General features: G+C 73.3%; 24 protein-coding genes and 1 tRNA gene. 17 read left to right on the forward strand and 8 right to left on the reverse strand.

Features of this window, described 5'->3' with window-relative positions; genetic code table 11:
* Nucleotides 1–618, reverse strand: coding sequence for a glycine cleavage system transcriptional repressor (locus tag QFW77_RS14805; protein ID WP_425603355.1), 618 nt, complete (start codon nucleotides 616–618; stop codon nucleotides 1–3).
* Between the two features lie 139 nt (nucleotides 619–757).
* Here QFW77_RS14805 and dapA point away from each other — a divergent pair, with 139 nt between their 5' ends.
* Both dapA and QFW77_RS14815 read left to right on the forward strand, forming a co-directional pair.
* On the forward strand, nucleotides 758–1,663 hold the full coding sequence (dapA, locus tag QFW77_RS14810; RefSeq protein WP_280575546.1) for a 4-hydroxy-tetrahydrodipicolinate synthase: 906 nt from the start codon (nucleotides 758–760) through the stop codon (nucleotides 1,661–1,663).
* A 14-nt stretch (nucleotides 1,664–1,677) separates the two neighbouring features.
* A complete protein-coding gene (locus QFW77_RS14815) occupies nucleotides 1,678–2,199 on the forward strand; it encodes a hypothetical protein (RefSeq protein ID WP_280575547.1) in 522 nt (173 codons plus the stop codon).
* Between the two features lie 95 nt (nucleotides 2,200–2,294).
* On the opposite strand, the gene fdxA is transcribed toward QFW77_RS14815, so the two are convergent.
* Nucleotides 2,295–2,618, reverse strand: coding sequence for a ferredoxin FdxA (fdxA, locus tag QFW77_RS14820; RefSeq protein ID WP_280575548.1), 324 nt, complete (start codon nucleotides 2,616–2,618; stop codon nucleotides 2,295–2,297).
* 241 nt (nucleotides 2,619–2,859) lie between these two features.
* Nucleotides 2,860–2,935 (reverse strand) — tRNA-Glu (locus tag QFW77_RS14825).
* Nucleotides 2,936–3,078: 143 nt separating this feature from the next.
* On the opposite strand from QFW77_RS14825, the gene pcnB reads away from it, so the two are divergent.
* The 7 genes from pcnB to QFW77_RS14860 all read left to right on the forward strand — a co-directional run bounded on the left by pcnB (nucleotide 3,079) and on the right by QFW77_RS14860 (nucleotide 9,317).
* Entirely contained in the window at nucleotides 3,079–4,419 is a 1,341-nt protein-coding gene (gene pcnB / locus QFW77_RS14830) for a polynucleotide adenylyltransferase PcnB (RefSeq protein WP_280575549.1), read from the forward strand.
* Entirely contained in the window at nucleotides 4,416–4,973 is a 558-nt protein-coding gene (gene folK, locus QFW77_RS14835; protein ID WP_280575550.1) for a 2-amino-4-hydroxy-6-hydroxymethyldihydropteridine diphosphokinase, read from the forward strand. Before pcnB ends, folK begins: the two co-directional genes overlap by 4 nt.
* A complete protein-coding gene (gene panB, locus QFW77_RS14840; protein ID WP_280575551.1) occupies nucleotides 4,970–5,779 on the forward strand; it encodes a 3-methyl-2-oxobutanoate hydroxymethyltransferase in 810 nt (269 codons plus the stop codon). Before folK ends, panB begins: the two co-directional genes overlap by 4 nt.
* A 48-nt stretch (nucleotides 5,780–5,827) precedes the next feature.
* Nucleotides 5,828–6,685 (forward strand): pantoate--beta-alanine ligase, encoded by an 858-nt coding sequence (gene panC / locus QFW77_RS14845; protein ID WP_280575552.1) that lies wholly within the window; start codon nucleotides 5,828–5,830, stop codon nucleotides 6,683–6,685.
* A 103-nt stretch (nucleotides 6,686–6,788) separates the two neighbouring features.
* The gene (gene panD / locus QFW77_RS14850) at nucleotides 6,789–7,169 is read left to right on the forward strand and encodes an aspartate 1-decarboxylase (protein WP_180677035.1); all 381 of its coding nucleotides are present in this window, start codon (nucleotides 6,789–6,791) and stop codon (nucleotides 7,167–7,169) included.
* Nucleotides 7,170–7,171: 2 nt separating this feature from the next.
* The gene (pgi, locus tag QFW77_RS14855; protein ID WP_280575553.1) at nucleotides 7,172–8,701 is read left to right on the forward strand and encodes a glucose-6-phosphate isomerase; all 1,530 of its coding nucleotides are present in this window, start codon (nucleotides 7,172–7,174) and stop codon (nucleotides 8,699–8,701) included.
* A 103-nt stretch (nucleotides 8,702–8,804) separates the two neighbouring features.
* Nucleotides 8,805–9,317, forward strand: a complete 513-nt coding sequence (locus QFW77_RS14860; RefSeq protein WP_280575554.1) for a GNAT family N-acetyltransferase — start codon at nucleotides 8,805–8,807, stop codon at nucleotides 9,315–9,317.
* 153 nt (nucleotides 9,318–9,470) lie between these two features.
* Here QFW77_RS14860 and queG read toward each other — a convergent pair whose 3' ends face one another.
* Nucleotides 9,471–10,553: a tRNA epoxyqueuosine(34) reductase QueG gene (queG, locus tag QFW77_RS14865; RefSeq protein ID WP_280575555.1), complete on the reverse strand. Its 1,083-nt coding sequence runs from the start codon at nucleotides 10,551–10,553 to the stop codon at nucleotides 9,471–9,473.
* Between the two features lie 23 nt (nucleotides 10,554–10,576).
* Here queG and QFW77_RS14870 point away from each other — a divergent pair, with 23 nt between their 5' ends.
* From QFW77_RS14870 to QFW77_RS14895, 6 genes are all read left to right on the forward strand, one after another.
* Nucleotides 10,577–12,094 (forward strand): NAD(P)H-hydrate dehydratase, encoded by a 1,518-nt coding sequence (locus QFW77_RS14870; RefSeq protein WP_280575556.1) that lies wholly within the window; start codon nucleotides 10,577–10,579, stop codon nucleotides 12,092–12,094.
* Nucleotides 12,095–12,102: 8 nt separating this feature from the next.
* Nucleotides 12,103–12,591 carry a tRNA (adenosine(37)-N6)-threonylcarbamoyltransferase complex ATPase subunit type 1 TsaE gene (tsaE, locus tag QFW77_RS14875; RefSeq protein WP_425603345.1) on the forward strand — a complete coding sequence of 163 codons (489 nt, stop codon included), beginning with the start codon at nucleotides 12,103–12,105 and terminating at the stop codon, nucleotides 12,589–12,591.
* Nucleotides 12,592–12,672: 81 nt separating this feature from the next.
* The gene (locus QFW77_RS14880) at nucleotides 12,673–14,157 is read left to right on the forward strand and encodes an N-acetylmuramoyl-L-alanine amidase (RefSeq protein WP_280575557.1); all 1,485 of its coding nucleotides are present in this window, start codon (nucleotides 12,673–12,675) and stop codon (nucleotides 14,155–14,157) included.
* Between the two features lie 289 nt (nucleotides 14,158–14,446).
* Nucleotides 14,447–16,264 carry a DNA mismatch repair endonuclease MutL gene (mutL, locus tag QFW77_RS14885; RefSeq protein ID WP_280575558.1) on the forward strand — a complete coding sequence of 606 codons (1,818 nt, stop codon included), beginning with the start codon at nucleotides 14,447–14,449 and terminating at the stop codon, nucleotides 16,262–16,264.
* 7 nt (nucleotides 16,265–16,271) lie between these two features.
* Nucleotides 16,272–17,255 carry a DUF1684 domain-containing protein gene (locus QFW77_RS14890; RefSeq protein WP_280575559.1) on the forward strand — a complete coding sequence of 328 codons (984 nt, stop codon included), beginning with the start codon at nucleotides 16,272–16,274 and terminating at the stop codon, nucleotides 17,253–17,255.
* Between the two features lie 40 nt (nucleotides 17,256–17,295).
* Complete coding sequence (locus tag QFW77_RS14895) at nucleotides 17,296–18,270, forward strand: TraB/GumN family protein (RefSeq protein ID WP_280575560.1); 975 nt, start codon at nucleotides 17,296–17,298, stop codon at nucleotides 18,268–18,270.
* 168 nt (nucleotides 18,271–18,438) lie between these two features.
* Here the strand turns inward: QFW77_RS14895 and rnfB are convergent, their stop codons facing one another.
* From rnfB to QFW77_RS14910, 3 genes are all read right to left on the reverse strand, one after another.
* Nucleotides 18,439–18,912 carry an Rnf electron transport complex subunit RnfB gene (gene rnfB, locus QFW77_RS14900; RefSeq protein WP_280575561.1) on the reverse strand — a complete coding sequence of 158 codons (474 nt, stop codon included), beginning with the start codon at nucleotides 18,910–18,912 and terminating at the stop codon, nucleotides 18,439–18,441.
* A 10-nt stretch (nucleotides 18,913–18,922) separates the two neighbouring features.
* Nucleotides 18,923–21,025 (reverse strand): methionine--tRNA ligase, encoded by a 2,103-nt coding sequence (gene metG / locus QFW77_RS14905; RefSeq protein ID WP_280575562.1) that lies wholly within the window; start codon nucleotides 21,023–21,025, stop codon nucleotides 18,923–18,925.
* 156 nt (nucleotides 21,026–21,181) lie between these two features.
* Nucleotides 21,182–21,616: a DUF2147 domain-containing protein gene (locus QFW77_RS14910; RefSeq protein WP_280575563.1), complete on the reverse strand. Its 435-nt coding sequence runs from the start codon at nucleotides 21,614–21,616 to the stop codon at nucleotides 21,182–21,184.
* 151 nt (nucleotides 21,617–21,767) lie between these two features.
* Between QFW77_RS14910 and apbC the strand changes: the two genes are divergently transcribed.
* Both apbC and dcd read left to right on the forward strand, forming a co-directional pair.
* Nucleotides 21,768–22,637, forward strand: coding sequence for an iron-sulfur cluster carrier protein ApbC (gene apbC / locus QFW77_RS14915; protein ID WP_280575564.1), 870 nt, complete (start codon nucleotides 21,768–21,770; stop codon nucleotides 22,635–22,637).
* 319 nt (nucleotides 22,638–22,956) lie between these two features.
* Nucleotides 22,957–23,526, forward strand: a complete 570-nt coding sequence (gene dcd / locus QFW77_RS14920; RefSeq protein ID WP_280575565.1) for a dCTP deaminase — start codon at nucleotides 22,957–22,959, stop codon at nucleotides 23,524–23,526.
* Nucleotides 23,527–23,625: 99 nt separating this feature from the next.
* Here dcd and pcp read toward each other — a convergent pair whose 3' ends face one another.
* Nucleotides 23,626–24,267: a pyroglutamyl-peptidase I gene (gene pcp / locus QFW77_RS14925; protein WP_280575566.1), complete on the reverse strand. Its 642-nt coding sequence runs from the start codon at nucleotides 24,265–24,267 to the stop codon at nucleotides 23,626–23,628.
* Between the last annotated feature and the right edge of the window lie 207 nt (nucleotides 24,268–24,474).

The raw sequence follows: 24,474 nt of genomic DNA on the forward strand, positions 1-24,474 counted from the left end.
TCAGAACTTCATCGGGTCCATGATCGCGTCCAGGTTCAAGTGGTCGCAGAACTCGAGGAAATCGTCGCGCAGCGCGGCGATGTGCATGTCGGCCGGCACGCCGATGGTCACCTGCGCCGAGAACATGTCGGCGCCGGTCTGCATCGCCCGGTAGCGCGAGGAATGCAGGCTCTCGATGGTGATGCCCTGGCGGTCGAAGAAGTCGGCAAGCTGGAACAGGATCCCCGGCTTGTCGGCGGCCACCACCTCGACCACGTACGGCAGCAGGTTGGACTGCACCGGCTTGGGGCCGGTGCGGTACCACACCAGCTTCATGCCTTCCTCGCGGTCGAGGCGGGAGAGCATCGCCTCCAGCTTGGCCACCGCGTCCCAGGAACCGGTGGCCAGCGCGGTCACCGAGACGTCGCGGCCGACCGTGGACAGGCGCGCATCGACCAGGTTGCAGCCGCTGTCGCTGATCCGCCGGCTGACCGAGAGCAGCGGCGACTGCGGATGCGTCGTGTACGCATTGATGATCAGGTGGTTCTCGTTCGGCGCAGGACGGTTTGCTGTGTCGGAATCGGTCAAGGCGGCGTCCGCGGCTGTCGGGTCTGAACGGCGGCCGGTCGTCGACCGGATGCCGCGTCCAGCATACTTGCCCGTGCTTCGGAGCCGCAAGTAAGATCGTGCACCGCCGTACGCGCGCTCCGTTTGGGCTGCCGCGCAGGCGGCCACCCGCACTCCGCGCCGCATGCCGGCCCGCCCAGAGACCGTCATCTTGCGACTTTCCGGCAGCATCACCGCCCTGGCGACGCCCTTCACGGCCGCCGGGGAACTCGACCTCGACGCCTGGCGCCGCCTGCTCCAGCAGCAGCTCGACGCCGGCACCGAGGGGCTGGTGGTGGCCGGCTCCACCGGCGAGGCGGCGGCCCTGTTCGCGGCCGAGTACGACACCCTGCTGCGCATCGCCGTCGAACTGGTGGCGGGACGGGTTCCGGTGCTGGCCGGTACCGGCCAGTCCAGCACCGCACGGACCATCGAGCAGACCCGGCGCGCGGGCGCGCTGGGGGCCGACGCCGCGCTGGTGGTCACGCCGCCCTACGTCCGGCCCACCCAGGCGGGCCTGCTGGCGCACTACCGGGCGGTCGCCGACGACGGCGCGCTGCCGCTGGTGCTCTACAACGTGCCGGTGCGCACCGGCTGCGACCTGCTGCCCGAGACGGCCGCCGCGCTGGCCCCGCACCCGCGCATCGCCGGGATCAAGGAGGCCAGGGCCGAACCCGGCCGCATGCAGGAACTGCTGTCGCTGCGCGGGGAGGGATTCGCCGTGCTCAGCGGCGACGACCCCACCGCGGCGCGCGCGCTGCTGGCCGGCGCCGACGGCGTGATCTCGGTGGTCTCGAACATCGTGCCGGCGGCGCTGCGGAGGCTGTGCGCGCTGGCCCGCGACGGCGATCGGGACGCCGCGCTGGCGCTGGATGCGCGGCTGCGCCCGATCTACGACTTCGCCGGCATCGAACCCAATCCGATCCCGGTCAAGGCGGTGCTCTCGCTCGCCGGCATCGGCCGCGGCCTGCGCCTGCCGTTGACCGCGCTGGACGCCGCGCATGCCGACGCGGCGGCGCGCACCGCCGTGCTGGCCGACGAACTAGAACGTGCCTGCCGCGATACACTCGCGGCCTGACCCAGGAGACACCGATGTTCCAGACCCGTCCCGTGTTCCGCACCACCGTGCTCGTCGCCCTCGCCCTCGCGGTGCTCGCAGCGTCGGGCTGCCGCTGGTTCCGCAAGGAGAACGCGCTGTATGCGCAGAGCGCCGAGAGCCGTCCGCTGGAGGTGCCGCCCGACCTGGACCGCCCCGCCACCGATGGCGCGATGGCGCTGCCGGACGCCCCGCAGTCGGTGACCCGCTCGGAGACCGCGCCGGCGGCGCGCGCGCCGGTGGCCAGCACCACCGGGTTCAACGTCGCCGGCAACCGCGACGAGATCTTCACCCGCGTCGGCGAGCTGCTCGGCGCGATGCAAGGGCTGCAGATCTCCAGCAGCGCCCGCCTGCTCGGCACCTACGACGTCAGCTACCAGGGCAGCGACTTCCTGGTGCGCATCGCCCAGACCGGCGAGGGCGCCTACATCTCGGCGGTCGATCCGCGCGGCCTGCCGGCCAGCGGCGCGGCCCCGGCCGGGGTGATCGCGGCGCTGCGCGCCGAACTCGAGGGCTGATCGGCCCGCGCGTTTCGTCGCCGGACCGGCGGCTGGCTGCAAGCGAAACGGGCGCCGTCGGCGCCCGTTCGTTCGTCCGGACCGCGCCTTTTCGGTCAGCGTTCGAGCAGCTTCAGCTTGTCCGGCTTGCCTTCCCATTCCTTGGCGTCGGGCAGGCCGTCCTTGCGCGCGGTGATCACGGGCCACTCCTTCGACAGCTCGGCGTTGAGGGGGATGAAGTGCTCCTGGCCGCCCGGCACGTCGTCCTCGGGGTAGATCGCGTTGATCGGGCATTCCGGCTCGCACAGGGTGCAGTCGATGCACTCGTCCGGATCGATCACCAGGAAGTTCGGGCCCTCGTGGAAACAGTCGACCGGGCACACCTCCACGCAGTCGGTGTACTTGCACTTGATGCAGTCTTCGGTGACGACGAAAGGCATGGCGCGCGTCCTGTGGTGACCGCGATAGTGTACGCCGTGGCGGCCGCGCGACGCGATCGCGGTGCGCGCCGGCCTGCCCGCGAAGCCGCTCGCCAGCGAGTCGGCGTGCGAATCGCGCTTCGTCGCGACTTCCGTGGCTCCCACGAGAGCGGGACGGCGGACGGCCGTCTCCCCTTGGGTGGGGGATGAGAGAATCCAAAACGCGGAAGCCCGCGTCCTTGCGGACGCGGGCTCCTGGAGATGGCGCTCCCTACGGGATTCGAACCCGTGTTTTAGCCTTGAGAGGGCCACGTCCTAGGCCTCTAGACGAAGGGAGCGGGGACGGCCCCGTGGGGCCACCGGCTGGACGACCGGTCTGCGGCGGCCGGATCGGCCGTGCAGCTTGCTAGTATAGCAGGACGATGGGCGTTGCAACGAGGCCAACGGCCGGCGCCCCACGAGCCACCCGACCGAATCCTAGATGCCCACCCAGACCCAGACCGAGCCCCTGACCGAGCTGCGCAGCATCCCGCGCGACCAGCACCCGATCTCCCGCAAGGGCATCAGCCCCAGCGCGCTGCGCGTGCTCTACAAGCTGCGCGAAGGCGGCCACGAAGCCTACCTGGTCGGCGGCGCCGTGCGCGACCTGCTGGTGGGCCTGCAGCCCAAGGACTTCGACGTCGCCACCGACGCCACCCCCGAGCAGGTCAAGGCGCTGTTCCGCAACTGCCGGCTGATCGGCCGGCGCTTCCGCCTGGCGCACGTGGTGTTCGGCCGCGAGATCATCGAGGTGGCCACCTTCCGCGCCAACGTCGACGACGGCAGCGGCGACCGCGAGCTCCACGAGGGCGGGCGGCTGCTGCGCGACAACGTGTACGGCAGCATCGAGGACGACGCGATCCGCCGCGACTTCACCGCCAACGCGCTGTACTACGCGATCGAGGACTTCTCGGTGCGCGATTACACCGGCGGCTTCGAGGACGTGCAGAACCGGGTGATGAAGCTGATCGGCGATCCCGAGCTGCGCTACCGCGAGGACCCGGTGCGGATGCTGCGCGCGGTGCGGCTGGCGGCCAAGCTCGGTTTCGGCATCGATCCGGGCAGCGCCGCGCCGCTCCCGCACCTGGCGCACCTGCTGTCCGAGGCCGCGCCGGCGCGCTTGTTCGAGGAATGCCTGAAGCTGTTCCTGTCGGGGCACGCCGAGGCCAGTTTCCTCGGCCTGGAGCGGCACGGCCTGCTGCCGGCGCTGTTCCCGGAGTCGGCCGCGGCGCTGGCCGCGAACCGCAGCGGCGCGCTGCGGCGGATGCTGCTCGAGGGGTTGCGCAACACCGACGCGCGCGTCGCCGCCGACGAGCCGGTGTCGCCCGCGTTCCTGTTCGCCTTGCTGCTGTGGCCGGCATACTGCCGCGCGCTGATGGCGCTGCAGGCCGAAGGCGTGCATGCCGCCGAGGCGCAGCGCCGCGCCGCCGACCGGGTCACCCTGCACCAGCTCGGCACGGTGGCGCTGCCGCGCCGGTTCTCGCTGCCGATGCAGGAGATCTGGCTGCTGCAGTCGCGCTTCCCGCTGCGCCAGCGCAAGCGGGTGGTGCGCACGCTCTCGCACCCGCGCTTCCGCGCCGCGTTCGATTTCCTGGTGCTGCGGCAGGCGGCGTCCGACGACCACGCCGACGACGTCGCGTTCTGGGCCGAGGCGCAGCAGGACCCCGACAACGCGATCGCCGCGCACCCGCCCGAACCCGAGGGCGAGGCCGCCGGCGACGCCGAAGGCCAGGCGCCGCGCCCGCGTCGCCGCCGCCGCCGCCGTCCCCCGGCCCCGCAATGACCCCGCCGGCCGTCGCCTGCGTCGGCCTGGGCGGCAACCTCGGCGATGTCGTGGCGACCCTGGGCGCGGCGCTCGCCGCGCTGGAGCGGCTGCCGCGGACCCGGATGCTGCGCGCCTCGCGCCTGTACCGCAGCCCGCCGTGGGGGCCACAGGACCAGCCCGCGTTCCTCAATGCCGCGGTGGCGGTCGAGACCGGCCTGGAACCGCGCGCGCTGCTCGATGCGCTGCTGGCGGTGGAGCGCGCGTTCGGCCGCGTCCGCGCCGCCGACGGCAGCGATCGTTGGGGCCCACGGACCCTCGACCTCGATCTGCTGCTCTACGCCGACCGCCGCATCGACGTTCCCGGGCTGCGGGTGCCGCACCCGCACCTGCACGAGCGCGCGTTCGCGCTGGTGCCGCTGCTCGAGGTGCTGCCCGACGCCATGATCCCGGGGATCGGCCCGGCCCGCGACGCGCTCGCCGGCATCGCCGCGGAGGACGTGCGCGCGCTGCTGCCGGCGGGCCCGGCCGCCGGTACCGCCCCGGCCGCGCCAGGCCCTAAGCTAGCGCCATGAACGCCGCCGCCCGACCGCTCACCGTCCCCGACCTCGCCGCCGCGCGCGAGGCGGGCCGGAAACTGGCCATGCTGACCGCCTACGACGCCGGCTTCGCCCGCGCCTGCGACGCCGGCGGCGTCGACCTGGTGCTGGTCGGCGATTCGCTCGGCATGGTCGTGCAGGGCCACGCTTCGACGCTGCCGGTCACCATGGACGACATGGCCTACCACACCCGCTGCGTGGCCCGCGGCCTGCGCCGGGCGCTGCTGGTGGCGGACCTGCCGTTCCAGGCCGATGCCACCGCCGAGCGTGCTCTCGAGGCCGCCACGCGCCTGCTCCAGGCCGGCGCCGGGATGGTCAAGCTGGAAGGCGCCGGGCCGAAGCTCGAGGTGATCCGGTTCCTGGCCGAGCGCGAGATCCCGGTCTGCGCGCACCTCGGCCTCACCCCGCAGTCGGTGCTGCGCCTGGGCGGTTTCAAGGTGCAGGGCCGCGAGGCCGCCGCCGCCGCGGCGCTGCGGGCCGATGCGCTGGCGGTGGCGGAAGCCGGCGCTTCGCTGCTGGTGCTCGAAGGGGTGCCGTCGGCGCTGGCGCGTGCGATCACCGCCGCCAGCCCGGTGCCCACCATCGGCATCGGCGCGGGCCCGGACTGCGACGGCCAGGTGCTGGTGCTGCACGATTTCCTCGGCCTGGACAGCGGCCATCGGCGCCCGAAGTTCGTCAAGGACTTCCTCGCCGAGGGCGGCTCGGTGGCGGGCGCCGTGCAGGCGTACGTGGCCGCGGTGCGCGAGGGCAGCTTTCCGGATGCCGCGCACTCCTATGAGTGAGGCCCGGGTCGCCGCGGTGGTGGCGATGCGGCGGGTCGCGGGCCGGCCGTGATCGAGACCGTCGCCGAGCTGGCCGGGCTGCGCCGGCGCATCGCAGGGTGGCGCCGCGAAGGCCTGCGCATCGGCCTGGTGCCGACCATGGGCAACCTGCACGAGGGCCACCAGTCGCTGGTCCGGCTGGCATCCCGCCACGCCGACCGCGTGGTCGCCAGCGTGTTCGTCAATCCCACGCAGTTCGGGCCGGGAGAGGACTTCGAGCGCTATCCGCGCACCCCGGCGGCGGATGCCGAGCGGCTGGAGCGGGCGGGCTGCGACCTGCTCTGGCAGCCGGCGATCGAGGCGATGTACCCGCTCGGGACCGAGGCCGCAGTGCGGATCCGGGTGCCGGGCGTCGCCGCCGTGCTCGAGGGCGCGCATCGCCCCGGCCATTTCGACGGCGTGTGCACGGTGGTGGCGCGGCTGTTCAACCAGGTCCAGCCCGACGTCGCCGCGTTCGGGCGCAAGGACTACCAGCAACTGGCGGTGATCCGGCATCTCGCCGCCGATCTCGCCTTCCCGGTCGACCTGCTGGCCGGCCAGACCGTGCGCGAAGCCGACGGCCTGGCGATGAGCTCGCGCAACCAGTACCTGGCGCCGGCGCAGCGCAGCGTGGCGCCGGAGCTCTACCGCACCCTGCAGGCGATGCGCGACGCCAGCCTGGCCGGGGAGCCGCGCGCGGCGCTGGAGTCGGCTGCGCGGCGGCGGCTGGAGGCGGCGGGGTTCGCGGTCGACTACGCCGCCGTGCGCACGCCCGGGCTGGCCGAGCCGGCGGACGGGACGGCCGGTGCGCGGGTCGCGCTGGTCGCGGCGCGGCTGGGCGCGACGCGCCTGATCGACAACCTGGAATTCGCGCTGGCGGGCGCCTGAATCGGCCGTCGGGGCCTTTGTTGCGATGCGCAAGATCGCCCCTATACTTGGCGATCAGGCGGTCTTTCCGCGCCCAGACGCCGCAACCCGGCCCCGCGATGCCATGCAACTGACCCTGCTCAAAGCCAAGATCCACCGCGCCTCGGTCACCCACGCCGAGCTGCATTACGAGGGCTCCTGCGCGATCGACGGCCGCCTGCTCGACATCTCCGGCATCCGCGAGTACGAGCGCGTGGAGATCTACAACATCAACAACGGCGAGCGCTTCGCGACCTACGCGATCCGCGCCGAGCCCGGCAGCGGCATCATCTCGGTCAACGGCGCCGCCGCGCACAAGGCCCAGCCCGGCGACCTGGTGATCATCTGCGCCTACGGCGCCTGCGACGAGGCCGAGGCCGCGCAGTTCAAGCCGACCCTGGTCTACGTCGACCGCCAGAACCGGCTGACCCACACCAACGATTCGATCCCCGCGCAGGCCGCCTGACCGTGGCGGGGCAGCCGCTCACCGCCTTGCTGGCGCCGCATGCGCGGCGCCTGGCCGACGCCCGCATCGCCGAGCTGGTGGCGGCCGATCCGGGGAGAGCGGCCGGCCTCGCGCTCCGGGTCGGCCCGCTGTACGCCAACTTCTCGCGCCAGCGCCTCGACCGCGACGCGCTCGGCGCGCTGCTGCGCCTCGCCGGCGAGGCCGCCTTGCCGCAAGCCTTCCGGGCGCTGTTCGAGGGCGAGCGGATCAACCGCTCCGAGGATCGTCCCGCGCTGCACGTGGCGCTGCGTTCGGACCTGGGCGCCTCCGACACCGCGCGCCGGGCGCGCGCCCAGGCCGTCGACGCCCACGCGCGGATGGCCGCGATGGTGCAGGCGCTGGCGAATTCTGACGTCACCGACATCGTCAACGTCGGCATCGGCGGCTCCGACCTCGGCCCGCGGCTGGTGGTCGACGCGCTCAAGGACGCGCGCAGCGGGCGCTTCCGGGTGCATTTTTTGACCAACGTCGACGGCAGCGACGCCCAGCACACCCTGCGCGGCCTGGATCCGGCGCGCAGCGCCGCGATCCTGGTGTCGAAGAGCTTCGGCACCCAGGAAACGCTGCTAAACGGCACCATCCTCAGGGACTGGCTGGGCGGAGGCGAGCGCCTCTACGCGGTCTCGGCCAACGTGCCGAAGGCCGAGGCGTTCGGCGTCGAGGCCGCGCGCATCCTGCCGATGTGGGACTGGGTGGGCGGCCGCTATTCGCTGTGGTCGGCGGTCGGGTTCGCGATCGCGCTGGCGGTCGGCATGGACCATTTCCGCGCCCTGCTCGCCGGCGCCGCCGAGCTCGACGCGCACGCGCTGGAGGCGCCGCCGGAACGCAACCTGGCCGTGCTGCACGCGCTGACGGCGGTGTGGAACCGCAACGCCCTCGGCCTGCCGGTCCAGGCGGTGCTGCCCTACGACGAGCGCCTGGCGCTGCTGCCGGCCTACCTGCAGCAGCTGGTGATGGAGAGCCTGGGCAAGTCGGTCACCCCTGCCGGCGACGCCGCCGGCCTGGACACGGTGCCGGTGCTGTGGGGCGGGGCCGGCACCAACTCGCAGCACAGCTTCTTCCAGGCGCTGCACCAGGGCACCCAGACGGTTCCGGCCGATTTCATCGGCGTGGTCAATCCCGACCACGGCTACGCCGACAATCATGCCGCGCTGCTGTCCAACCTGCTGGCGCAGACCGAGGCGCTGGCCAACGGCCATGCCGCGGAGGATCCGCAGAAGTCCTATCCCGGCAACCGGCCCTCGACGCTGTTGCTGCTCGATGCGCTCACCCCGCATTCGCTGGGGGCGCTGATCGCGCTCTACGAACACAGCGTCTACGCGCAGTCGGTGCTGTGGGGGATCAACGCCTTCGACCAGTGGGGCGTGGAGTTGGGCAAGCGCATCGCCGGCGAGCTGCTGCCGGCGGTGAGGGGCGAGGGCGCGGAAGTCTCCGATCCGGTCACCCGCGCGCTGCTCGACGAAATCGCGGCGCGCCGGCGCAGCGGCGCTTGACCGGCGCGATCCGTATCCGCCACGCCAGACCGGGCGATGCCGGCGCGCGCTGCGCCATGTCCTGCGCAGTCGTTTCGTGCGCGATGGCCTGGCACCGCGGCCCTTGAACGAGGCGATCCGCATCCGCCATGCCGAGCCGGTGGACGCCGGCGGGCTCTACACGCTGTTTTCCGAGCGGGGCGCGTATGCCGGCACGCTGCAGCCGCCGTTCCCGTCGCTGGCCGCATGGCAGAACGCCCTGGCGGATCTGCCGAAGCACATCGTGCAGCTGGTGGCGATCGACGACCATGGCGCGCTGGTGGGTGGTGCCGGCTTCGAAGTGTTCCAGAACCCGCGCCGGCGCCACGCTGCCAACCTCGGCATGGCGGTGGCGCAGTCGCGGCAGGCGCAGGGCATCGGCGCGCAGCTGCTGCAGGCGGTCATCGACACCGCCGAACGCTGGCACGGCGTGCGCCGGCTTGAGCTGGAGGTGTACACCGACAACGCCCCTGGCATCGCGCTGTACGAACGGCACGGTTTCGTCCGGGAAGGCATCGCCCGCGGCTACGCGCTGCGCGACGGCGACTACGTCGACGTCCACCTGATGGCGCGGCACGCGCCGGCCACGAGCGCCTGAACCGCCCCGGTAGGAGCGGCCCATGGCCGCGAAAGCCGCGGATGCCTCCGGCCGGCGTGGCGGCGATCCCGGAGTTGTCCGACCGCGCCGGCCTTCGCGTGCATGGCACGCGCCTACGAAGCCGCACGCTCGCGGCCGGCCGGTGCCGGGCGGTCAGCCGGCGCCGTGGCGCGCCAGTGCCCAGGCCACGTGCTCGCGCACGACCCCGTCCGCCGCGTCGGCGCGCGCGCGCAGCGCGCCGACCACCTCCGGCGTGGTCGGCGCATTGCCCAGCGCCACCGCGATGTTGCGCAGCCAGCGGCGGTGGCCGCTGCGGCGGATCGCCGAGCCCTCGGTGCGGCGCAGGAATTCCGCCTCGTCCCAGGCGAACAGCTCCGCCAGGCTCGCGGTGTCCAGGCCGTTGCGGGCGCGGAAGTCCGGTTCGTCTGTACGCCGGGCGAACTTGTTCCAGGGGCAGACCAGCTGGCAGTCGTCGCAGCCGAAGATGCGGTTGCCGATCGCCGGGCGCAGCGGTTCGGGGATCGCGCCCTCGTGCTCGATCGTCAGGTAGCTGATGCAGCGCCGCGCATCGAGCCGGTGCGGGGCCACGATCGCCGCGGTCGGGCAGATGTCGATGCAGCGCGTGCAGCTGCCGCAGTGCGCGCTGGCCGGCGCATCCACCGGTAGCGGCAGGTCGACGTAGATCTCGCCGAGAAAGAACCAGGAACCGCCGTCGCGGTCGATCAGGCAGGTGTGCTTGCCGATCCAGCCCAGCCCGGCGTTGCGCGCCAGCGCCCGCTCCAGCACCGGCGCGGAATCCACGAACACCCGGTGCCCGAACGGACCGATCTGGGCGGCGATGCGCTCGGCCAGCTTCTGCAGGCGGCCGCGCATCAGCTTGTGGTAGTCGCGCCCCAGCGCGTAGCGCGCGACGTAGGCGCGTTCGCCGTCGGCGAGCGTGCGCCAGGCGTCGTCGTCGTCGTTGCGGCCGTAGTCGAGCCCGACCGAGATCACCCGCAGCGTGCCGGGCACCAGCTCGCGCGGCCGCGAACGCTTGTCGCCGTGCCGCGCCATCCATTCCATCGAACCGTACAGCCCCCGCGCCAGCCAGTCGCGCAGGTGCGCTTCGTCCTCGCCCAGCTCGATCCCGGCGATGCCGCAGCGCTGGAAGCCGGCCTCGCGCGCCAGCGCGCGGATCCGCGCCGCGAGCGCGGCGGGATCGGCCGCGGGGGTGGCCGGTGCGGGCGTGGCTGTCATCGGCCGAGTATAGAATCCGGCCCATGAGCGCCGACCTTCCGCGCGACCCGGCCCCGTCGTCGCCAGGCCCGCCTCCGCCGGGCCTGTACGACGGCGCCGCGCTGCGCGCGCTCGAAGCCGCCGCCAGCGCCCGGCTGGGCGGCGATGCCTTCGAGCTGATGCGCCGCGCGGGCGAAGCCGCCTGGCGCGAACTGCTGCGGCACTGGCCGCAGGCCCGGCGCATCGTGGTGGTCTGCGGCCCCGGCAACAACGGCGGCGACGGCTACGTGCTGGCCACCCATGCGCATGCCGCGGGCTGCGAGGTGCGCGCGGTGCGGCTGGCCGCGCATGCGCCGGGCACCGAGCTTGCGCGCCGCGCCTGCGCCGACTACCTCGCCGCAGGCGGCCGGGTGCTGGAGTTCGACGGCGCACTGCCCGGCGCCGACGCGGTGGTCGACGCGCTGTTCGGGATCGGCCTGTCGCGGGCGCCGGACGCCGCCTGCGGCGCACTGATCGAAGCGATCGCGGCCAGCGGCGCGCCGGTGCTGGCGCTGGATGCGCCGAGCGGCGTGGACACCGACAGCGGCGACGTGCCCGGCTCCGCGGTGCGCGCCGACGTCACCGTGCAGTTCCTCGCCGCGCACGCCGGCCTGCGCACCGGCGCCGCGCTGGACCACGTCGGCCTGCTGGCGCTGGCCTCCCTGGGCTTGCCGGCGGATCTGCTGAACCGTTTCGAAGCGGTCGCCGCCTGCCTGGACGCTTCGATGCTGGCCGCGCGCTTCGCGCCGCGTCCGCGCAACAGCCACAAGGGCGGCTCCGGGCACGTGCTCTGCATCGGCGGCGACGAAGGCAAGGGCGGCGCGGTGCTGCTGGCCGCCGAGGCCGCGCTGCGCAGCGGCGCCGGCCTGGTCAGCGTGGCCACGCGCCCCGCGCACGTGGCGCCATTGCTGGCGCGCTGCCCCGAGGCGATGGTGCAGGCGGTGGAATCGGAGTCCGCGCTGGCGCCGCTGGTGCAGCGTGCCGGCGTCCTGGCGGTCGGCCCCGGGCTGGGCCAGGAGGCGTGGGGCCGGGCGCTCCACCAGGCCGCGCTCGCCAGCGGCAGGCCGCTGGTGCTCGACGCCGACGCGCTCAACCTGCTCGCCAGCCATGCGCAGTCGCCGCCGGCCGACGCGGTGCTCACGCCGCATCCGGGCGAGGCGGCGCGCCTGCTGGGCATCTCCACCCGCGAGATCCAGGCCAACCGCTTCGCGGCCGCGCGGCTGCTGTGCGCCTGTTTCGGCTGCGCGGTCGTGCTGAAGGGCGCCGGCACCGTGGTGGCCGCGCCCGGGCAGCGCCCGCGGGTGATCGCCGCCGGCAACCCCGGCATGGCGGTCGGCGGCATGGGCGACGTGCTGACCGGCTGCATTGCCGCCTTGCGTGCGCAGGGGTTTCCCGCGTTCGAGGCCGCCGCCACCGGCGCGCTGCTGCATGCCGCCGCCGGCGATGCCGCCGCGGCCGGCGGCGAGCGCGGGCTGCTGCCCAGCGACCTGATCGCGCAGCTGCGGCGCCTGGTGAATCCTTGAGCGGCGGCTTGCGCCTGCACCTGGCCGACGAGGCAGCGACCGGCGCGCTGGCACGCGCGCTCGCCGCCAGCGCGCCGGCCGCCGCCGTGGTCTACCTGCACGGCGATCTGGGCGCCGGCAAGTCCACCCTGGCGCGCGCCTGGCTGCGCGCGCTCGGCGTCGCCGGCACGGTGCGCAGCCCGACCTACACCCTGGTGGAGCGCTACCCGCTGGCGGGGGGCGGCGAGGCCGTGCACCTGGATCTCTACCGGATCGGCGACCCCGGCGAGCTCGAGTTCCTGGGTCTCGACGAGGCCCGGGCGGCGCTGTGGCTGGTGGAATGGCCGGAGCGCGGCGCCGGCGCGCTCCCGGCCCCCGACCTGTCGGTCGAGCTGGCGATCGCAGGCCCCGGCCGCGACGCCCGGCTGCTGCCGGGCGGCCAGCGGGGCGCCGCCTGGCTGCGGGCGCCGGCGCTGGCCGATCCCGGGTCCGAGTTGCGGGTCCTTCCTGAACCGTGACTGCAGGAACAGCCGCCAGGGCCCGGATTTACAAAGGAAAACCGCTTGCAAAGCATCTGGCTTGGTGCTTGACTAGCGCGCATGCGCCGCCGGGGAACCCCGCTCCAGGAAATCCTGATCCGTCTGGTCCTGCTGGCCGGACTGGCGTGCGGCGCTGCCTCGGCTTCTGAAATCAAGCACTTGCGGCTGGATGCCGGTGCCACCGGCACCCGCGCCGAGTTCGCCCTGCCGGCGGAAACCGAATACAAGGTGATCTCGCTGGCCAACCCGGACCGCCTGGTGGTGGACCTGCCCGGGGTCTCGCTGGGCAAGGGCGTCGCGCTGCCGGCCCCGGCCGGGCTGGTGCGGGCGGTGCGCAGCGGGCAACCCGAGCCGGGCGTCACCAGGATCGTCTTCGATCTGGCCGAGGCCGTGGTGGCGCTGCGGCCCCGCTTCGAGCCGGGTGCCGACGGCGTGCGGCTGGTGGTCGAGTGGCCGGGCGACGCCGGCGGCGATCCGATCGGGCAGGTCATCGCCCGGGTCGCGCAGCCGGCCGCGACCACGCCGGGCAACGCCGCGGCCGCCGCGCGGCCGCCTCCGGGCGCCGGAACGCCGGACCCGGCTGCCGCCTCCAGGGACGCGACTTCCCGGCTGGTCTCCGGGGTCGCTTCCGCGTCCGCCGCGGCTGCGCCTGACCCCCCCCCGCAGTCCGCGCCGGCGGTGGCGGCGACGACGACAGTCCAGCCCCAATCCCAATCCCAGTCCCAGGCCAGCGCGCAGCCCGCGCCGACCCCGCTGCCGCGCGCGCCGATGGCCGGCATGCGCCCGCTCGTGATCGCCATCGACCCGGGCCACGGTGGCCAGGATCCGGGCGCCGTGGGCCCGACCGGCAAGCGCGAGAAGGACATCACCCTGGCGATCGCCCGCGAACTCGGCCGCCAGATCGACGCCACCCCCGGCCTGCGCTCGTACCTCACCCGCGACCGCGACGTGTTCATCCCGCTCAACCGCCGCGCCCAGCTGGCGCGCGAGGCCGGCGCCGACATGTTCATCTCGATCCACGCCGATGCCGCCCACAACCGCAACGCCAAGGGCTCGTCGGTGTACGTGCTGTCGCTGCGCGGCGCCTCCTCGCAGCGCGCGCGCTGGCTGGCGGACAAGGAGAACGCGGCCGACCTGATCGGCGGCGTGCGCCTGCAGGAAACCGACGATACCCTGGCCTCGGTGCTGCTCGACCTCACCCAGAGCGGCCAGATGAAGGCGTCGGAGGACGCCGGCAGCCACATCCTCGACGGCCTCAAGCGCATCGGCAACAACCACAAGCCCCACATCGAGCGCGCCAACTTCGCGGTGCTGCGCACCTCGGACATGCCGGCGATGCTGGTCGAGACCGCGTTCCTCTCCAATCCCGAGGAGGAGCGGCGCCTGGTCGACCCGGCATTCCAGCGCACCGTGGCGCGCGCCGTGCTCGACGGCGTCAACACCTATTTCTCCTCGCAGCCGCCCCCGGGCACGCTGTACGCCGCGCGCGCGGCCGCCGCGAGCGGCGGCAGCGGCACCGGCGCGGCCGGCGGCGGCAGCCCCTAGCTAGCGCAAGGCGCGCCGCCCGGGCGCGGGCGCGTGGCTCCTCCGCGCCGCGCTGCACACCGCGCGCTCCCCGCGGCGCACGCGTTCTCGTGGGAACGGCCCATGGCCGCGAAGGCCTCGGGTGGCTCCGGCGGGGCCGGCGGCGATTCCGGGCATGGCCGGAATCGCCGTCTCGCGTGCATGGCACGCTCCTGCGAGCGAGCGGCGCCCGGCGGCCACGCCGCCGCCGCTGCCGCTATCATCAGCGCTGATCCGAACCGCAGCGCCGCAGCGCGCAACCGCCCGCAGCTTGAGCATCCGCCAGCTTCCCGACACCCTGATCAACCAGATCGCCGCTGGCGAGGTGGTCGAGCGCCCGGCCTCCGTGGTCAAGGAGCTGGTCGAGAACGCCCTCGACGCCGGCGCCACCCGCGTCGACGTCGACCTGGAGGAGGGCGGGGTCCGCCTGGTGCGGATCCGCGACGACGGCGGCGGCATGGCCCCGGGCGACCTGCCGCTGGCGGTATCGCGCCACGCCACCAGCAAGATCGCCTCGCTCGACGACCTCGAAGCGGTGGCCACGCTGGGCTTCCGCGGCGAGGCGCTGCCGTCGATCGCCTCGGTCAGCCGGTTGCGCATCGTCTCGCGCCGCGCCGCCGATGAACACGGCGCCGCGCTCGCGGTCGACGGCGGGCGGGTCGGCGAGGTCACGCCCAAGCCGCATCCGCAGGGCACCACCGTCGAGGTGCGCGACCTGTTCTTCAACGTGCCGGCGCGGCGCAAATTCCTGCGCGCCGAGCGCACCGAGCTGGGGCACATCGAGGAGTGGCTGCGCTCGCTGGCGCTGGCGCGGCCGGACGTCGAGCTGCGGGTCTCGCACAACGGCAAGCCGGCGCGGCGCTACCGCGGCGGCGGCGCGCTGTTCTCCGACGAGCGCCTGCACGAGACCCTCGGCGCCGAGTTCGCCAAACATGCGCTGCGGGTCGAGCACGAGGGCGCCGGGCTGCGGCTGCACGGCTGGATCGCGCAGCCGGCCTATTCGCGTGCCAGCGCCGACCAGCAGTATCTCTACGTCAACGGCCGCGCGATCCGCGACCGCAGCGTGGCGCACGCGGTCCGCCAGGCGTACGCCGACGTGCTCTACCACGGCCGCCAGCCGGCGTACGTGCTGTTCCTCGAACTCGATCCGCACCGCGTCGACGTCAACGTCCACCCGGCCAAGCACGAAGTGCGTTTCCGCGACGCGCGGCTGGTGCACGACTTCGTCTACCGCAGCCTGCACGACGCGCTGGCCGGCACCCGTGCCGGGCTGCAGCAGGCGCCGGCGCAGGCGCCGGGCACCCAGCCGGCGTTCGCCGCCGGGGCGGGTGCCGGCGGCGCGGTGTCCTGGCAGCCGAGCGCCCGCGACCAGTCCGGGCTGGCGCTGCGCGTCGAGGAGGCGCGCGCCGGCTATGCCGCACTGTACGGCGCGCCCGGCACCGGCGGCCCGGGCGCACCGGCCGGCGCGGTGGCCACGCCCATGCCCGCGCACGACGACGCCGCGCCGCCGCCGCTCGGCTACGCGCTGGCGCAGCTGCACGGCATCTACATCCTCAGCCAGTGCGCCGACGGCCTGGTGGTGGTGGACATGCACGCCGCCCACGAGCGCATCGGCTACGAGAAGCTGAAGGCCGCGCACGACAGCGAGGGCCTGCGCACCCAGCCCTTGCTGGTGCCGCAGACGGTGGCCGTGTCCGAGCGCGAAGCCGAGGTGGCCGAGCGCGAGTCGGCCACGCTGGCCGAGCTCGGCTTCGAGGTGACCCGCGCCGGCCCGCAGTCGCTGCTCCTGCGCGCGGTGCCGGCGCTGCTGGCCGAAGGCGACACCGAGGCGCTGCTGCGCGACGTGCTGGCCGACCTGCGCGAGCACGGCGCCAGCCGCCGCGTCGCCGGTGCGCGCGACGAGCTGCTCTCGACCATGGCCTGCCACGGCGCGGTGCGCGCCAACCGCCGGCTCACCGTGCCCGAAATGAACGCCCTGCTCCGGCAGATGGAGGAGACGGAGCGTTCCGGACAATGCAATCATGGGCGCCCGACCTGGGCGCGCTTCGGCCTGTCGGAAATCGATCGCTGGTTCATGCGGGGGCGCTGAGATGGGGATGACCGGAAAGTCTGTGTGGATCGCCGCGGCGCTGGCCGCGTTCGTGGCCGGCTGCGGGCGCACGCCGCAGAGCCCGGAGGATGCGGCGGCAATGGCCGGAGCCGATGCGGAACCGGCGGCCGAGACCGCGGAGATCGCCGCGGTGCCCGGCGCGGACGCGGCGTTCGTGCGCGAACAGGAAGCCTGGCGCGAGCAGCGCCGCGAGAGCCTGCTGGCGCCTGACGGCTGGACCGGCCTGATCGGCCTGCACTGGATCGAGCTCAAGGCGCACTACGTCGGCAGCGGCAGCGGCCTGCGCCTGGCCAAGGGCCCGCCGCGGATCGGGCTGTTGCAGCAGGAGGGCGGGCGCCTGTTCTTCACTCCGGAGAAGGACGTCGAGCTGACCCTCGACGGCGAACCGCTGACCGGACGCGTGGAACTGCACGACGACTTCAGCGCGACGCCGAGCACGATCGGCTTCGACGACGGCAAGGGCGAGATCTCGGTCATCGCCCGCGGCGGCCGCCGTGCGCTGCGCGTCCGCCACGACGAGGCCGAGGGGCGCACCGGCTTCGCCGGGCTCGACTACTGGCCGATGGACCCCGGCTGGCGGGTGCAGGGCAAGTTCGTGGCGCACCCGCCGGGCCGCACCATCGAGATCGCCAACATCATCGGCATCGTCGAAGCGCAGCCCAACCCCGGCGCGGTCGAGTTCGAGCGCGACGGCCAGCAGTACCGGCTCGAGGCGCTGGAGGGCGGCGAGGGCGCGCTGTTCCTGATCCTCGCCGACCGCACCAATGGCCAGGGCAGCTACGGCGCCGGGCGATACCTGTACACCGACGCGCCCGACGCGCAGGGCAACGTGACGCTCGACTTCAACCGCGCCTACAATCCGCCGTGCGCCTTCACCGCGCACGCGACCTGCCCGCTGCCGCCGCCCGAGAACCGCCTCGACCTGCGCATCACCGCCGGCGAGAAGGCCTACGCCAAGCCCGCCAGCTGATTCCGGGCGAACTCTTCCCACGCAAAGCAAGGACGTCTTCATGCGCCTGTCGAAACGAATCCCGTTCAAGCCGCTGCTGCTGGCCGCGTTCGCCATCGCCCTGGTCGGCGGCGTCCACGCCGAGAAGCCCCGCGCCGCGCCCGAGGCGCCGGCCGCCGCCGGCGCGCCGCCGGTGCCGCTGCTGTGGAAGGTCTCGGACGAGGACAGCACGGTCTATCTGCTCGGCTCGTTCCACCTGCTCAAGCCCGGCGACTACCCGCTTTCGGCGGACGTCGATGCCGCGTTCGACGATGCCGAGCGGCTGGTGTTCGAGATCCCGCCGGAAGAGATGAACTCGCCCACCCTGGGCATGAAGATGGGCCAGGCGGCGATGCGCACCGACGGCACCCAGCTCGACAGCGAGCTGCCGCCCGGCACCGCCGCGGAGCTGCAGGGCTGGCTGGCCGCGAACGCCTCCAACCTGCAGAAGATGCAGCTCACCCCGCAGGTGCTGCAGATGTTCGAACCCTGGTTCGTGGGCCTGATGGTCACCATCACCGAGATGACCAAGTACGGCCTGGACCCCGCGCTGGGGCTGGACGCGCACCTGGCCAAGCGCGCCGCCGATGCCGGCAAGCCCACCTCGGGGCTGGAGACCGGCGAGCAGCAGATCGCCTTCCTCGACGGCATGGATCGCAAGGAGCAGCTGCAGTTCCTGCAGGAATCGCTGAAGGCCACCGGCGACAAGGGCCGCGAGGAGATCGAGAAGCTGCACAAGGCCTGGCGCGACGGCGATGCGCAGGGCATGTGGGAAGGCATGGCCGCGCAGATGCGCGAACAGTTCCCGGAGCTGTACCGCCGCATCAACGTCGAGCGCAACGACGCCTGGGTGCCGAAGCTGGAGGCGATCCTGGCCGAGGAAGGCGACGCCCTGGTCGTGGTCGGCGCGCTGCACCTGCTCGGCGAAGACGGTGTGGTCGCCAAGCTGGAAGTGAAGGGACTCGAGGTGGAGCGGATCTGCACGGCGTGCCGCTGATGCGGCGGACGTCCCGGTCGCGGCCATCGGCCGCGCCTACAGGTCACGCAGCGGCCTGCTCCCCGTAGGAGCGTGCCATGCACGCGAAAGCCCCCATGGCCGCCACCGCCGGGAATCGCCGCCATCCGGATCGGAGGCGCCCGCGGCCTTCGCGGCCATGGGCCGCTCCTACAGGGGCGACGGATCCAGCGGCGTAGCGGCGGCCGGAGCGCAGCTCCCGTTGGGCGCTGCCGCGATCATCACGATGCAGTCCACCGGGCAGGCGGGCAGGCACAGTTCGCACCCGGTGCACAGCGGCTCGATGACGGTGTGCATGGCCTTGGCGCCGCCGACGATGGCGTCCACCGGGCAGGCCTGGATGCACTTGGTGCAGCCGATGCAGTCGGCCTCGACCACCAGCGCCACCTGCGGGACCGGAGCGTGCTCGCCGCGCGTGCGGTCGTAGGGCCGCGGTTCGCGCCCGAGCAGCCGCGCCAGCGCCCGCGCGCCGGCGTCGCCGCCGGGCGGGCAGCGGTCGATGTCGGCATCGCCGGCGGCGAGGGCCACCGCGTACGGCCGGCACCCGTCGAAGCCGCACTGCCGGCACTGGGTCTGCGGCAGCAGCCGGTCGATGCGCTCGACGATGTCGGCGCTGCCGCTCATCGGTGGCCGTTCACCGCACCGGCATGCCCGGCTGCGCGCCCTGGTCGGCGTCCAGCAGCGCCAGCGCGCCGCCATCGAAACCGGCCGACAGGATCATGCCCTCGCTCAGCCCGAAGCGCATCTTGCGCGGCGCCAGGTTGGCGATGAACACCACGTTGCGTCCGACCAGCGTGTCCGGCTCGCCGTAGCTGGCGCGGATGCCGGAGAAGATCTGGCGCCGGCCGAGCTCGCCGGCATCCAGCTCGAAGCGCAGCAGCTTGTCCGAACCCTCCACGAACTCGCAGGCCAGCACCCGGCCGATGCGCAGGTCGAGTTTCGCGAAATCGTCGATGGCGATCGTGCCGGCTTGCTGGGGAGCGACTTTTCCGCCGGCCTTGCTGCCCTGGGCGCCCGCCTTGGCAGGCTCGGGCTTGCCCTTGGTGGATTCGGCATCGGGCGTCGCGGCGCCGGCGGCAGCGCCCCCCATGGTGTCGCGGCTGGCTTCGGTCATGGCTTGGATCTGCTTCGGGTCGAGTCGGGTGAACAGCGGCGCGTACGGCTGGATCGGATGGTCCAGGAGCGGGGCATCGAGGTCCCGCCACTGCCCCATCGGCGCGGCGAGGAAGTGCTCCACCTGCGCCGCCAGCGCCGGCAGCACCGGGCGCAGCGCCGCCGCCAGCACCCGGAACAGGTTCAGCCCCTGGGTGCACACCGCCTGCAGTTCGGCCTCGGCGCCGGGGGCCTTGGCGATCACCCAGGGCTTCTTCTCGTCGATGTAGCGATTGGCCTCGTCGGCCAGCGCCATCGCCGCGCGCAGCGCGGCCGCGGCGTCGTTGCGGCCGTAGGCCTCGCGGATCGGCGCCAGCCCGGCGACGAAGCGGTCGTACATGGCCGGCTCCGGCAGCGCCGCCGCCAGGCGGCCGTCGAAGCGCTTGCCGATGAAGCCGGCGCAGCGGCTGGCGAGGTTGACGAACTTGCCGACCAGGTCGGCGTTCACCCGGGCGACGAAGTCGGCCAGGTTCAGGTCGAGGTCGTCGACGCCGCCGGAGGACTTGGCGGCGTAGTAGTAGCGCAGCGCCTCGGGGGGCAGCCCACAGTCCAGGTAGGTGCGCGCCATCACGAAGGTGCCGCGCGACTTCGACATCTTGGCGCCGTCGACGGTGAGATAGCCGTTGACGTGCAGCCGGGTCGGCGCGCGGAAGCCGGCGCCGTGCAGCACCGCGGGCCAGAACAGGCCGTGGAAGTTCACGATGTCCTTGCCGATGAAGTGGTGCAGCTCGGAGTCCGAGCCCGGCGCCAGGAAACCGAAGAAATCCAGCCCCTCGCGCTCGCACAGGGCCTGGAAGCTGCTGAGGTAGCCGATCGGCGCGTCCAGCCACACGTACAGGAACTTGCCCGGATGGCCGGGGATCTGGAACCCGAAGTAGGGCGCGTCGCGGGAGATGTCCCAGGCGCGCAGCCCGCCCTCGCCGTCGAGCCACTCGCGCAGCTTGGCCTTGACCCCGGGCGGCGCCACGCCGCCCTGCAGCCACTCGCGCAGGAACGGCTCGAAGTCGCCGACCTCGAAGAAGAAGTGCTCCGACTCGCGCAGCTCCGGCGTCGCCCCGGACAGCACCGAGCGCGGCTCCTTCAGGTCGGTCGGCGCGTAGGTGGCGCCGCAGTGCTCGCAGTTGTCGCCGTACTGGTCGGGCGTGCCGCAGTTGGGGCAGGTGCCCTTGATGTAGCGGTCGGGCAGGAACATGCCCTTGGCCGGATCGTAGAACTGCTCGACCGCGCGCCGCGCGATGTGGCCGTTGCGCTCGAGCTTGGCGTAGAACGCCTCGGTGAGCGTGCGGTGGCGCGCCGAATGGGTGGAGTCGTAGTGGTCGAACGCGACCCCGAAGTCGGCGAAGTCGCGCTCGTGCCCGGCCTGCACCGCGGCGATGAAGACCTCCGGAGTGGTGCCGGCCTTCTCCGCGGCGAGCATGATCGGGGTGCCGTGGGTGTCGTCGGCGCAGACGAAGTGGGTGGTCTGGCCGGCCATTCGCCGCGCCCGCACCCAGATGTCGGCCTGGATGTAGCCCACCAGGTGGCCCAGGTGCAGCGGGCCGTTGGCATAGGGCAGGGCGGTGGTGACGATCGCGGTGCGGGACATGGCGGCCGGCGCGGGGACGGCCGGCGATTATCGCATGCCCGCCGCGGGCTCCCGCCGCCCGCGCGGGCTGCGGCGCGGTGCTTCGCCTCCCCATCGTCCCAAACGCGAACGGCCCGGCGGGAGCCGGGCCGTTCGGGGTTCAGCGCCGCGGGAGGCTCACTCCCGCTGCCAGACCTGCTCGCGGCAGATGAAGGCCACGCAGCCGGACACGCCGAGCCGGTTGGGTTCGATCAGCTGCGCCTTCGAGCGGTAGGTCTTGCCCTTGGCCGGGTCGAGAATGGTACCGCCGGACCAGGCGTCGCCGTCGCGTTCCAGGCCCCAGAGAATGGTCATGCCCTCGATCGGCTGGTCCTTGCGCTCGCCGCTGCATTTGTCGCAGGTCGGGTTGGGGCCGCGGTCGGACTGCAGGATCTCCACCACCCGGCCGGTCAGGGTGCCGTCGGCGGCCTCGGTGATCTCGACGATCGACTTGGCGCGGCCGGTCTCGTCGTCGATGGTCTTCCAGCGGCCGGTGGGGCCGTCCTGGGCGCCGGCCATCAGCGGCAGTGCCGCGAGCACGACGAGTGCGATTGAGCGTATGGACATGGACATGATTCCCTCCGAATGATCAGTCGGTCCGGCCCCGGCCAGGCGGCAGGTCAGCGCCTTTATAACCGATCGGTGCGGCGGCGGGTCCGCCGCCGCACCGTCCATTCATGAGCCGGCGCGGGGTCGCAGTCGGGGCCAGGAGTAGACTGGGGGGATGAAAACGGAAACACCATCCACCCGCACCCAGGCGCACGCCGTCCAGGGCAGCCTCAAGCCGCTGCCGCGGGTCCGCAACATCATCGCGATCGGCTCGGGCAAGGGCGGGGTGGGCAAGTCGACCACCGCGGTGAACCTGGCGCTGGCGCTGGCCGGCGAGGGCGCGCGGATCGGCGTGCTCGATGCCGACGTCTACGGGCCCAGCATCCCCACCATGCTTGGCCTGTCCGGGCGCCCCGACAGCCCGGACGGCAAGTCGATCGTGCCGATGCGCGCGCACGGCATCGAGGCGATGTCGATCGGCCTGCTGGTCGAGCAGGACACGCCGATGATCTGGCGCGGGCCGATGGCCACCTCGGCGCTCACCCAGCTGCTGGGCGAGACCCTGTGGGGCGGCGAGAACGGCCTCGACTACCTCATCGTCGACCTGCCGCCGGGCACCGGCGACATCCAGCTGACCCTGGCGCAGAAGATCCCGGTGGCCGGCGCGGTCATCGTCACCACCCCGCAGGACGTGGCCACCCTGGACGCGCGCAAGGCGCTGCAGATGTTCCGCAAGGTGGACGTGGCGGTGCTCGGCCTGGTCGAGAACATGGCCCAGCACGTGTGCTCGAACTGCGGCCACGTCGAGCACCTGTTCGGCCAGGGCGGCGGCGCGCGCATGGCCGAGCAGTACGGGGTGCCGCTGCTGGGATCGCTGCCGCTGGAAGGCGGCATCCGCGAGCAGGGCGACGCCGGGGTGCCGGTGGTGGCGGCGCAGCCGGACTCCGCCGCGGCCCAGGCCTATCGCGACACCGCGCACCGGCTGGTCGAGGAGCTGGGCAAGCGGCCGCGCGCGTCGATGCCGATCTCGGCGTCGCTGGTGTGACGTCGGCCGCGGGCGCTCGGCCGGTCGCGCGTTCGACGTCTGCCCCCACCTGAGCGCGGCGGCCACCACCGCTGGCCGGCCGGGCCACCGTAGCGGCCCCGGCAGCGCCGGAGCGGTCGTGTCCGCCCAGGCGAAGGCGCCGGGCTTCGTGGGAGCGACGGCAGCCGCAACGGGCCGCCCCGGCGCCGTGAAGACCGGGGCGGCCCGGTTCCGCGGTGTCGCCACAGCCGTCGCTTCTGCGAGCGGTGGCCCCGAGATGAAGGGCGGGGGTTCCACCCCTACAATACCCGGCTTCTCCGCACTGGCCGGACCGCACCGCATGAGCATCAAGAGCGACCTCTGGATCCGGCGCATGGCCGAGAACGGCGGCATGATCGAGCCGTTCGAGCCGGGCCAGGTCAAGCACGCCGCCGACGGCCACCGCATCGTCAGCTACGGCACCTCCAGCTACGGTTACGACGTGCGCTGCTCGCGCGAGTTCAAGGTCTTCACCAACATCAACTCGACGATCGTCGACCCGAAGCACTTCGATCCGAAGAGCTTCGTCGATATCGAAGCCGACGAGTGCATCATCCCGCCGAACTCGTTCGCGCTGGCGCGCACCGTCGAGTATTTCCGCATCCCGCGCGACGTGCTGGTGGTGTGCCTGGGCAAGAGCACCTACGCGCGCTGCGGCATCATCGTCAACGTCACCCCGCTGGAGCCGGAGTGGGAGGGCCACGTGACCCTGGAATTCAGCAACACCACCCCGCTGCCGGCGCGCATCTACGCCAACGAGGGCGTGGCGCAGATGCTGTTCTTCCAGTCCGACGAGGTCTGCGAGACCTCCTACAAGGACCGCGGCGGCAAGTACCAGGGCCAGCGCGGCGTGACCCTGCCGCGCACCTGAGCCATCACGGCGCCCCACCGGCCGATCGCGCGCGCCAACCGGATTTCCCGCGGCCTTCGCGGCCATGGGCCGCTCCTGCGAGTTCGGGCGCGTCTCCGGCTAATGCTCGGCGCCGGCGCTGACGCGCAGGTCGGCGCCGGTCGCCAGCGCGGTGCGCAGGGCCACCCGCAGGCCGGCCACCACGGTCTCCACGGCCATGCTCGGCGCACCCGGGTGCCGCGCGGCCTGCTCCGGCGAATAGGGGATGTGGATGAACCCCCCGCGCACCCGCCGCGCGCGCAGCGCATGCATCAGCCCGTAGAACACGTGGTTGCACACATAGGTGCCGGCGCTCTGCGACACCTCGGCCGGGATGCCGGCTTCGCCCAGCGCCGCCAGCATCGCCTTGATCGGAAGGGTGGCGAAGTACGCCGCCGGTCCGTCCGCCACCACCGCGCAGTCCACCGGCCGCGCGCCGGCGTTGTCGGGAATGCGCGCGTCGTCGACGTTGATCGCCACCCGCTCCAGCGACAGCCGTGCGCGGCCGCCGGCCTGGCCCACGCACAGCACCAGCGCCGGGACGACCTCGCGGATCGCCGCGCGCAGCGCCCGCAGCGAAGTGCCGAACTCCACCGGCAGCTCCCGGGCGACGACGCGATGCCCGGCGATGCGCGCGCCCTGCAGCGACGCCACGGCCTGCCAGCTCGGGTTGACCGCCTCGCCGCCGAACGGGGCGAACCCGGTCAGCAGCACCGTCGGCATGTTCCGGATCGCCCGCCTGGCCATCAGGCGGGCCCGGGCCGGGTCGCGGGCCACGGGTCGCCGCAGGCGGTGCGCGTCGACGGCACCCTTGCCGCCATGGGCAAGGGGAGGGCGGCCATCGCCGCAAGGCGTTCGACCCCCGAAGGAGCGCGCCATGCGCGCGAAAGCCGGCGCCGCCGGCGATCCCGCGGAAGTCCGCTGCGAAAG

This window comes from Luteimonas endophytica (assembly GCF_029887875.1).
Lineage (GTDB): Bacteria > Pseudomonadota > Gammaproteobacteria > Xanthomonadales > Xanthomonadaceae > Luteimonas > Luteimonas endophytica.